The sequence below is a fragment of the Thomasclavelia sp. genome, assembly GCF_017889095.1.
In the GTDB taxonomy this organism is placed as follows: Bacteria; Bacillota_I; Bacilli_A; order Erysipelotrichales; family Coprobacillaceae; genus Thomasclavelia.
This window is the reverse complement of record NZ_JAGHEW010000121.1, coordinates 1-10,474: the sequence shown is the minus strand read 5'-3', so window position 1 is coordinate 10,474 and position 10,474 is coordinate 1. Positions and strand designations below refer to the sequence as shown.

General features: G+C 31.3%; 8 protein-coding genes. 5 read left to right on the top strand and 3 right to left on the bottom strand.

Annotated elements, in window-relative coordinates:
- On the bottom strand, nt 1-1,151 hold a 1,151-nt coding region (locus J7M77_RS05405), incomplete at its 3' end, for a hypothetical protein (RefSeq protein ID WP_296876804.1).
- 124 nt (nt 1,152-1,275) lie between these two features.
- Here J7M77_RS05405 and pnp point away from each other — a divergent pair.
- The 3 genes from pnp to J7M77_RS05390 all read left to right on the top strand — a co-directional run bounded on the left by pnp (nt 1,276) and on the right by J7M77_RS05390 (nt 5,161).
- A complete protein-coding gene (pnp, locus tag J7M77_RS05400; protein ID WP_296876802.1) occupies nt 1,276-3,417 on the top strand; it encodes a polyribonucleotide nucleotidyltransferase in 2,142 nt (713 codons plus the stop codon).
- Entirely contained in the window at nt 3,417-3,980 is a 564-nt protein-coding gene (locus tag J7M77_RS05395; protein WP_296876798.1) for a nucleoside triphosphate pyrophosphatase, read from the top strand. The genes pnp and J7M77_RS05395 overlap by 1 nt, the downstream gene beginning before the upstream one ends.
- A gap of 65 nt (nt 3,981-4,045) precedes the next feature.
- Nucleotides 4,046-5,161, top strand: a complete 1,116-nt coding sequence (locus J7M77_RS05390) for a 6-phosphofructokinase (RefSeq protein WP_296876796.1) — start codon at nt 4,046-4,048, stop codon at nt 5,159-5,161.
- A 56-nt stretch (nt 5,162-5,217) separates the two neighbouring features.
- Here the strand turns inward: J7M77_RS05390 and J7M77_RS05385 are convergent, their stop codons facing one another.
- The gene (locus J7M77_RS05385; RefSeq protein ID WP_296876793.1) at nt 5,218-6,609 is read right to left on the bottom strand and encodes an ROK family protein; all 1,392 of its coding nucleotides are present in this window, start codon (nt 6,607-6,609) and stop codon (nt 5,218-5,220) included.
- A 236-nt stretch (nt 6,610-6,845) separates the two neighbouring features.
- Here J7M77_RS05385 and J7M77_RS05380 point away from each other — a divergent pair, with 236 nt between their 5' ends.
- Nucleotides 6,846-7,496 (top strand): HAD family phosphatase, encoded by a 651-nt coding sequence (locus tag J7M77_RS05380; RefSeq protein ID WP_296876790.1) that lies wholly within the window; start codon nt 6,846-6,848, stop codon nt 7,494-7,496.
- A 191-nt stretch (nt 7,497-7,687) separates the two neighbouring features.
- Here J7M77_RS05380 and J7M77_RS05375 read toward each other — a convergent pair whose 3' ends face one another.
- Nucleotides 7,688-8,557, bottom strand: a complete 870-nt coding sequence (locus J7M77_RS05375; RefSeq protein ID WP_296876787.1) for a MurR/RpiR family transcriptional regulator — start codon at nt 8,555-8,557, stop codon at nt 7,688-7,690.
- A 182-nt stretch (nt 8,558-8,739) separates the two neighbouring features.
- On the opposite strand from J7M77_RS05375, the gene J7M77_RS05370 reads away from it, so the two are divergent.
- Nucleotides 8,740-10,152, top strand: a complete 1,413-nt coding sequence (locus tag J7M77_RS05370) for a glycoside hydrolase family 1 protein (RefSeq protein ID WP_296876784.1) — start codon at nt 8,740-8,742, stop codon at nt 10,150-10,152.
- The last annotated feature ends 322 nt before the right edge of the window (nt 10,153-10,474 follow it).

Genomic DNA, 10,474 nt, shown 5'->3' with positions numbered 1-10,474 from the left:
TTATCACGTCTTTGAACATCTTCATCATAAACATAATCAGCTTGTCTAAAGAAAATACCGTCCTGATCATGACGAGAAATTGTTCCAATACCTCTATCCTTATTATAATGAACTACTGTACCTTCAACTCGTTCAACATATTTATCAAGATTATTCATTACTTTTTCATATAATTCATCATATAAATATTCAGAGTTCTGGTCATTGTACTTATCACCATAATCGCCAAGTGGGCTGTAGTCACGATTATTTTCGTTACATAATTTAGTTAAGAAAACGTCAACGATTTCAATCAACATTGGATCATTAGTTCGTTTAGTTGCATCTAATAAACGTAAATAAATACCTAAATGATTGATAGAATATCCGTTTTCAAAGAATTCATAAAGCATATAAGCATTAGCTTCTTTAACATTACCAGTTTTTGAGAAAGTCTTATATAAAACTTCATATAAGTTGACACTACGAATATGGTTATGTAAAGCTAAGAAAGTTTTTTTAGCTTCATCATATTGTTCTAGTTCAACTAAAGAACAAGCTCTTTGGTAATTGATCCATTGCAATGTGTTAAAATGCCATTTTAATGGAAGCGTTAAAGCGATGTTGGCAGTTTCTACACACTCTTTAGCTCTTTTAGCTTCATATAAAGCTTTCACTTTTAAACGATAGTAACGTTCTTTTTTAGATTCAAATTCTTTTCCTTCATCGTTAGTAAATGGTTTGTCATCTAATAAATTAGGGTCAAGTAAATCTAAAACTTCAACTAACTTATTTGGGTCATTAGGTTTAGTACGCTGTAAATATTTGATGGCCCGATTAACAGCAGGTTCCATTGGCGAATAGCGTTCTTGCTTACAAATAGCAAGAATGTCATCAAGGATAGCAAAGAATAATGTTTCATTTTCTTTGATTTTTTCATCATCAATGTTAATGTACTTATTATAAAGTGCATAACCGTATTGATTGATATATCCTTTTAGATTAGGACATTGGGACATGAAAGTTTTACCAACTTCAATGGCTTCTTCATTATTATTACTTTTTTTAAGCAGCTTAATGTAGTCATTAGCTTGGAAATCATTGAAAGAAGTTGGGTCCTCCTTAAACTTTTCATTGTATACTTCTAAACTTTTTAATTCATTTTCATTCATAAACTCACCTCTGTTTACTATTATAACATCTTTTTGCTTGCTTTTGCAGTAGTTAAGGTAAGAAATTGTTTTTAAAAGAAATTTTTTATGTTATAATGGCTAAGATAATAGATGAGGTGAAAGAATGAATAAACAAGTGTTTAGTATGGATTTCTATGGTAGAAATCTGAGTGTTGAAGTGGGAGAGTTAGCTAAACAGGCTAATGGAGCTGTATTAGTTAGATATAATGATACAGTTATTTTATCAACTGTTGTCGCTGGAAAAGAACCTAAAGATGTGGATTTCTTTCCTTTAACAGTTACTTATGAAGAAAAATTATATTCCGTAGGAAAAATTCCTGGCGGTTTTTTAAAGCGTGAAGGACGTCCAAGTGAACATGGAACATTGACAGCCAGAATGATCGACCGTCCAATTAGACCATTATTTGCTGATGGATTTAGAAATGAAGTTCAAAGTATCAATACGGTCTTATCAGTTGACCAGGATGCTACTCCAGAAATGACAGCAATGTTAGGAGCATCATTAGCGTTATGTATTTCTGATATTCCTTTCAATGGTCCAATTGCTGGGGTTAATGTTGGTTTAGTAGATGGCGAGTTTATTGTCAATGGGACACCTGAGCAATTAGAAAGATCACAAATCAACCTTGAAGTAGCGGGAACTAAAGATGCTATTAATATGGTTGAAGCTGATGCTAAAGAAGTTAGCGAAGAAGTAATGTTAGAAGCATTATTGTTCGGTCATGAAAAAATTAAAGAATTAATCGCTTTCCAAGAAAAAGTTATCGAAGCTTGCGGGAAAGAAAAAATTGATGTACCGTTATTTGAATTAGATCAAGATTTAGTTAATGAAGTTAGTAACCGGGCAAAAGAAGAAATGGTTGCTGCTGTTTCTATTCCTGGTAAATTAGAACGTTACGATGCTATCGATAAATTAATTGAACAAGTTACTTTAGAATATGACAGTAAAGAATATAGCGATGAAGAAACTAAAGCTAATGTTATGAAACAAGTAGGTATTATTTTACATGACTTGGAAAAAGATGAAGTTCGTCGTTTAATTACTGAAGATAAAGTTAGACCTGATGGCCGTAAATTAGATGAAATTAGACCATTAGATTCGCAAATTGATTTATTGCCAAGAGTTCATGGTTCCGCTTTATTTACTCGTGGAGAAACTCAGGTTTTATCAGTAACTACTTTAGGGGCGATGGGAGAGCATCAAAAAATCGATGGTTTAGGTTTAGAAGATCAAAAACGATTTATGCATCACTATAATTTCCCACCATATTCAGTAGGGGAAACGGGAAGAATGGGTGCACCAGGTCGTCGTGAAATCGGTCATGGGGCTTTAGGTGAAAGAGCTTTAGCACAAGTAATTCCCGGTGAAGATGAATTCCCATATACAATTCGGGTCGTTTCTGAAGTCTTAGAATCAAATGGATCATCATCACAAGCATCAATTTGTGCTTCATCAATGTCATTGATGGCAGCTGGGGTACCTATTAAAGCACCAGTAGCCGGGGTTGCGATGGGATTGGTAAAAAAAGGTGATGACTATACTATTTTAACGGATATTCAAGGTATGGAAGATCATTTAGGTGATATGGACTTTAAAGTTGCTGGAACTGATAAAGGTATTTGTGCGTTACAAATGGATATAAAAATTGATGGTATCACTAAAGAAATTCTCCAGGAAGCATTAGCTCAAGCTAAACAAGCTCGTAAAGAAATCATGGCTAATATGATGGCAGCAATCAGTGAGCCACGCGAAGAATTATCACCTTATGCACCAAAAGTTAAAATGATCAAAATTGATCCAGATGAAATCAAATCAGTTATTGGTCAAGGTGGTAAAACAATTAATGAAATCATTGATCAGTCTGATGGCGTTAAGATCGATATTGAACAAGATGGTACAGTTGTCATTTACCATCATGATCAAAGTGCAATTGACACGGCAGTAGCTTTAATTGAAAAAATTGTTAAAAAAGCTAATGTTGGTGAAGTGTATGATGGTAAAGCTGTTCGCGTAGAAGATAATTATGCATTTATCAATTTATTTGAAGGTACTGACGGTTTCTTACATATCTCTGATTATGCTTATGAAAGAACTAAGAAAATGAGTGATGTTTTAAAAGTTGGGGATATTGTTAAGGTAAAAGTTACTAAAGTAGATGATAAAGGTAAAGTGAATGTATCTCGTAAAGCGTTATTGCCAAAACCATTGAAAAAAGAAAAAAGTGAACCTGCTAAATCTGAGTAATGAAACAAATAATTTTAGCTAGTAGTTCACCAAGAAGGAAAGAATTATTAAGACAGCATCGAATCAATTTTATCGTTGATTATCAAGAAATTGATGAAGTGCTAGATATGACTCTAGCACTTCCTTTGCGCTTAGAAAAACTAGCTTATCAAAAAGCTTATCCAATTGCCTTAAAATATCCTAAAGATGTAGTTATTGGCAGTGATACGATGGTTTGTTTAGAAGATAAAATGCTAGGAAAACCTAGAGATCGTCAGGATGCATTTAGGATGCTTAAATATTTGGCAGATAGGACGCAAATTGTTTACTCGGCAGTAGCGATCATTGATGATCATCAAGTAACAACATTTCATGATTTGACTAAAGTTAGATTTAAAGCGTTAAGCGATCAAGAAATAAATGATTATCTTGATTTAAATGAATGGCAAGGTAAAGCTGGCGGATATGCTATTCAAGGAGAAGGTTCCCGGTTAGTTGCCAAGATCGATGGTGACATTGAGACAGTAATTGGTTTGCCGGTTAAAAAACTAATTGAATATTTTAAAACTAACGAAATTTTGTAAACGTTAACATTTTTGTTGAGTTTTATGCTTAAAAATCATATAATATTACTTATGGAGGGATGTATATGGCAGATGTAAAAAGAATTGCATTATTATCTGGAGGCGGTGACTGTCCAGGTTTGAATGCTGTTATTAGAGCGGTAACTAAAGCGGCAATAAATGAATATGGTTATGAAGTTATTGGATATGTTTATGGTTATCGTGGTCTTTATAACAATGATTACATAGAATTAACAGTTGATAAGGTAGAAAATATTTATAAAGAAGGAGGAACTATTTTATATAGTTCAAACAAAGATAACTTATTTGATTATTTAGTTGATGATGGTCATGGTGGAAAAGTTAAAAAAGACGTTTCTGATGTTGGTGTAGAAAACTTAAAGAAAGCTGGAGTTGATGTATTAGTTGTTTTAGGTGGTGACGGTACTTTAACAAGTGCTCGTGATTTTTCAAGAAAAGGTGTTAACGTAATTGGTATTCCTAAGACAATGGATAATGATTTACCAGCAACTGATTTAACTTATGGATTTATCAGTGCTTTATCAGTAGGAACTGAATTTATCGATCGTTTAAATACAACAGCTAAATCACATCATCGAGTAATTTGTTGTGAATTAATGGGTCGTGATGCGGGATGGATCGCATTATATGCTGGTATGGCAGGAAATGCTTCATGTATTTTAATTCCAGAAATTCCATTTTCAATTGAAAATATCGTAAAACATGTTGAAAAACGTGATCAGGCTGGATATCCATATACAGTTATTGCGGTAGCTGAAGGAGCAAAATATGCTGATGGTACTAAAGTAATCGGTAAGATTGTTGAAGATAGTCCTGATCCAGTTCGTTATTCAGGATTAGCAGCTAAAGTTGCTGATGACTTAGAAAAAGCTATCAAAAATCACGAAGTACGTTCTGTAAATCCAGGACATATTATTCGTGGTGGTGATATCCAGGCATACGATCGTATTTTATCAATCCGTTTTGGAGTTAAAGCGCTTGAATTAATTAAAGAAGGTAAATTTGGTAATGTCGTTACTTTAAAAGGTGAAGAAATGACTTATACTTCATTAGAAGAAGTAATTGGTGATGCTAAATTTGGTAAACAAAAACACGTTGATCCTAACGGTGAATTAGTTAAAGCAGCTAAAGCAGTTGGAATTTGTTTTGGTGATGAATAAAAGCAATGGCAACATTGCTTTTTTTGTTTAATTAAAAATGCTAGCAAGAGCTAGCATTAGTTTTGTTGACAATCTAATAAAGTTCCTAACAGCATATATTCTTGAAGATATTCAATCTTGATTATTTTAGGAATATACTGGGTAGGTAAATCTTTTTCGATTTCTTTATTTAATTCATCTAGATCAGTAATCAAAGTACAGCAAAATACCACTAACTGAGGATCAATGATACTAACGATTGAAATAATTGTTTTGGCCATGGCCTCAATTGCTCCTTCAGGAGTTTGATGCAATTCTAAAACATCTTTTGAATAATTAGCTGGTAAATATTGAACTTCACCAGCAATATTATGATTTCCTAAAATCAAGCGATCATTAATAATATGTCCGGTACCGCTTTTGGAAGCAACGGGCTGAAAGATAAATGATATTGAATTGTATTCATCCTGGCTGCCATAGTAACCTAAAGCAATGGCATTAACATCATTTAAGAAAACAAATTTTTGTGAATATTTTGAAGTAAAATCACGTTCAATAAATACTTCTTCAATGCCAAATAAATTTAATGAGGTAATATGACCATTATTAATTATCCCAGGAGTGCTTATACCAATGATGCCAATATCAGGATATTGTCCTAACATACTGTCAATTACCAGATAGTAATCAAAAATTGTTAGCCGGGGTTTTATGATTTCATCATTTTCAAGAATCTGGTTCTGTTCGTCATAGATCCGATAGGCAATATGGACCCGGCGACTATTACGAATTAAGGCAATGCATAATGTTTTAACATTGCTAGGTCGTAGGTTTTTTGCTTTGATCGGTTCATGATGTTCATCTAAAACGGCTTTGTTATTACGGTTTTGTTCAATCAATGCTAACATTTTTTTGATATCATATTTTGCAAAAATAGGTGATGGGATCTTAACAATAACTTGCTCTTTTAAAATAGCCCGTACTTTAGTATCCATATATGAAATTTGGGGAGCCAGCATGATAATATCATAGTCATGACCAGCTTTATATAAATTATTATAACTAACCGCATCAACATGGATATCTAAGTGTAGTAAATCGGCTACTTCATTTACTTTTTGTGCAAAATAACCAGTTGTTAAACCGCTAGTACAAGTAAATAAAACTTTTAAAGCTGGGGTATTGGTAATATTGTTGATCGTTTCTAACATCTCATTAAAAAGATCAACAGCTTGTTTTAAATTCTTGATTTGAAAATGTAAATAGAAAACAGTTTCATCTTTTTCAATGTTTTTGATCGTAAATTCAACAATATTCATTTGATAAAAATTAACATGACTTTCACTATAATAATTTTTAATCGTAATACTGCTACGATCATCAGAAATAGACATTTTTAATTTTTTATGTCCTAAAATCCAGCTTTTAAAGATTTCAACGTATGTTTCACTTAAAAACTCATCCATCATCGTTTCAACTCCTTATTATGTAAACGCTTTTATTTACCCTTATCTTAAAAATAACTTTTTTACTTGTCAAGGTTAAATCTCTAATTTATGTGATCTGGTAAGAAATTATCAAAATTAAAAGAAATAATGATAGGAAAAAGAGAAAAAAATTTCTAATAATTAAAATCTCCTGCTTGATCATAAATTATTTTATACAATAATCGTGGTAAAATAGACTTGTAAGGAGAAATAAAAAAATGATTAAAGCAGTTATTTTTGATATGGATGGTTTGATGATCAATAGTGAGGAAATATCTTTTCAATGTTATCAGGATGTTATCACTAGTTATGGATATCCTTTTACTAAAGAAGATTATTTACAAGGCTTTCCTGGCAGATCAGCACTAGCTTCACTTACTTATATAAAAAATCATTATCATTTGGATTTTGATCTTGATGTAATGGTTAAACATTTTTTTGAGTTAGAACAAAAATATTTAAACCAAAATGGAGTATCTTTAAAAAATGGGCTAATTGAATTATTAGAGTATTTAAAAAAGCATCAATATAAAACAATAATCGCTACTTCAAGTACTAAAGTAAGAGCAAAACAGTTATTAGGTAATCATGATGTTTTAAAATATTTTGATGATATGATTTGTGGTGATGAAATTAGTCATAGTAAACCAGATCCTGAAATCTTTATTAAAGCGGCTCAAAAATTGCAAGTTAAAAATAGTGAAGCACTAGTTTTAGAAGATAGCGAAGCCGGAATAGCTGCTGCAAATAAAGCTGGTATTAGTGTTATTTGTATTCCTGATTTAAAATATCCACAAAAAGAGTATTTAGATCAATGTAAGGTTTTTGATTCTTTGGATGAAGTAATTAATTTTTTAAAAAATTTATAGTATGATTTTAATTTTTTGTACCAAACTATTATCGAGGTGACTTAAATGAAATCTAAAAAACAATCAAAGAAAGACAATTTAAAAGATCAGTTAGGTGACGATGAGATAGTTGTATCAGGCAAAAAAAGCCGTTAATTAAATAAATAGTAAAGGAAATCATAACGATTTCCTTTTGTTTTAGAAAAATATATTTAATCATTAATAGGACTTTTAAAAGGATGACGATGATCAAACATTTTATCATTACCTAGTTTTTCTTCCATATATTGATCGTAATGTAATTTAAATAAACATGAAAAAATTATATCTAATATATAGGATATTGATGTTTTAGAAGCATAGGGAGCTATTTTCGAAAATATTTTTTCCCTAGATCCAGTATTAATTAAATAATCACTATATTTTGAGATTCGATTGTCACCGATTGAAGTTATTACTATGACGCTAATATGTCTGCGTTTTAGTGATTTGGCAATATCGATCATTTCATTACTTTCTCCTGAATAGGAAATAATAATAGCGACATCCCCAGGTTTACATGAATAAGCTAAAAATACTTGTTCACCAGCATTGTTGCGAATTTCGACCATTTTGTTGATCCTAAGCATTTTATGCTGGAAATCCAATCCCGCTAATAAAGAGTTACCAAGGCCAAATAAATAGATATGATTAGCCTGTTCAAGTTTAGAAACTGCCTGATCTAAGATGGAATAATCAATTAGCGCTAATGTATCTTGCAAAGCTTCCTGGTGTAATCTTGAAATTTGATTAGCGATCTGCTGATTTGAATCACTGTTACTAAATGGATAATTTACATCAACCCGATTTTTATTATTAAATTGTAATTCAGCTGAATATTTGATCTTAAAATCCTGGTAGCCGTCAAGTCCCAGTTTACGGCATAAACGAACAATCGTAGCAGGTGAGGTATAGGTTCTTTTGGCTAATTCCTTGATGGAAAGATTTAAAATACCATCACCATTATCTAAAATATACTTTGCAATATTTTTCTCGGAATTAGAAAAATCTAATTCAAATTCTAATTGTGTCATAATACTCATTTTAATCACCAAATTAATTATATCATGAATTTAGGGTTAATTGTTTTGAAAATGAAAAAAAGTTTCATACAAATACGCAAATTTTGTATATTTATGAAACTTAATTATAAAGTAGGGAATAAGTATTTACACTTTTTTTATTTGCTATAAAATGAGTGTAGATAACTAAGGAGGAAATAATTGTGGAAAAAAAATTGCCAAAGAATTTTTATTGGGGAGGTTCAGTTTCTAGTTTTCAAACTGAAGGTGCTCGTAACGAAGGTGGTAAAGGAGTTTGTATTTATGATGTAAGACCAACTGATCCTGATTTTTCAGACTGGTCAGTAGGAATTGATGAATATCATCGTTATGATGAAGATATTGCTTTAATGAAAGATATGGGATTTAATTTCTATCGTTTTTCAATTTGCTGGTCAAGAATTATTCCTAATGGAACATTAGATGAACCAGTAAATGAAGAAGGAGTTAAATTCTATAGTGATTTAATTGATAAATTATGGGCTGCCGGAATTGAGCCAATGATTACATTAGTTCACTTTGATATGCCATACCATTTAGTAAAAGAATATAACGGTTTTGCTTCACGTTATGTAGTTGACTGTTTTGAAAGATATGCTCGTGTTTGTATTGAACGTTTCGGTGATCGAGTAAAACACTGGATGTCATTTAATGAACAAAATTTACATGGAATGATGCTTCGTGTTTCTAATGCTGAAGAAATCCCTGATGGTGTTGATCCTGCAAAACATTTATATCAAGTAAATCACAACGTATTTATTGCTCACTGTAAAGCAGTTAAAGCGTTAAGAGAATTACAACCTGATGCTAAATTCTGTGGAATGAGTGCAGTAACTAATATTTATTCATATACAAATACACCAAAAAATAATTTATTTGCATGGCAAGCTTATCAATATATGAATGGTTTCCATGTTGATGTATTTGCGAAAGGAAAATATCCTGATTATATGGTAGCTTATCTTGAAAATAGAGGATGGATGCCTAAATTTGAAGCTGAAGATGAAGAATTATTAAAATATACTGTTGATTATATTGCATTTAGTTATTATCGTTCAAATACAATCACTGAAGGTGAATTTGATTACACTCGCCCTTACCATGAAGTTGTTGGTGAACATACAATTAAAAATCCTCATTGTAAAGCAAATGAATGGAACTGGGAAATTGATCCAATTGGATTTAGATGGACTTTAAATGATCTATATAATCGTAGTGGTTTACCAGTTTTCGTCTTAGAAAACGGTATTGGTTGGCGTGAAGATATGAGCCAGGAAGAAATTGATGAAATGTTAGCGGCTGGTAAAACAATTGAAGATGATTATCGTATTGAATATCATCGTGATCATATCAAAGAAATGAAAAATGCCATGTTTGAAGAAGGAGTTAATTGTTTAGGATACATTACTTGGGGACCAATTGATATTCTTGCAAGTATGTGTAATATGGATAAACGTTATGGTTTTGTTTATGTAAATAGAACTAATAAAGACCTTCGCGATTTAAAACGTATTCCTAAAAAATCATATCAATGGGTTAAAAAAGCCTTTGAATCTAATGGTGAAGATTTAGATTAATTAATGATATAGAGTCAGTTTAACTGGCTCTTTTTTTATTGATAATGATAATGGGTTGAGTTGGTATTTAGAATTTTGTTATTTATTAATAGGTGAATTGTAGGATAGTTTAATTTGTAAATGAATATATTAGTATAGAAATACTTTTTTAAGTGGCTTTACTTATTAGTTTTATTGTTTGTAGTTAGTTTTGTTTAACTTTTTGCTTTAGAAGTATTGACATTTAAGTTAGATAGGTATAACATATTCTTAGTTAGATGAGGCTAACAGAAAAGAGTGAGGAAGTGATAATGATGCCTTTAACAATGGTTTCAATTGGAGA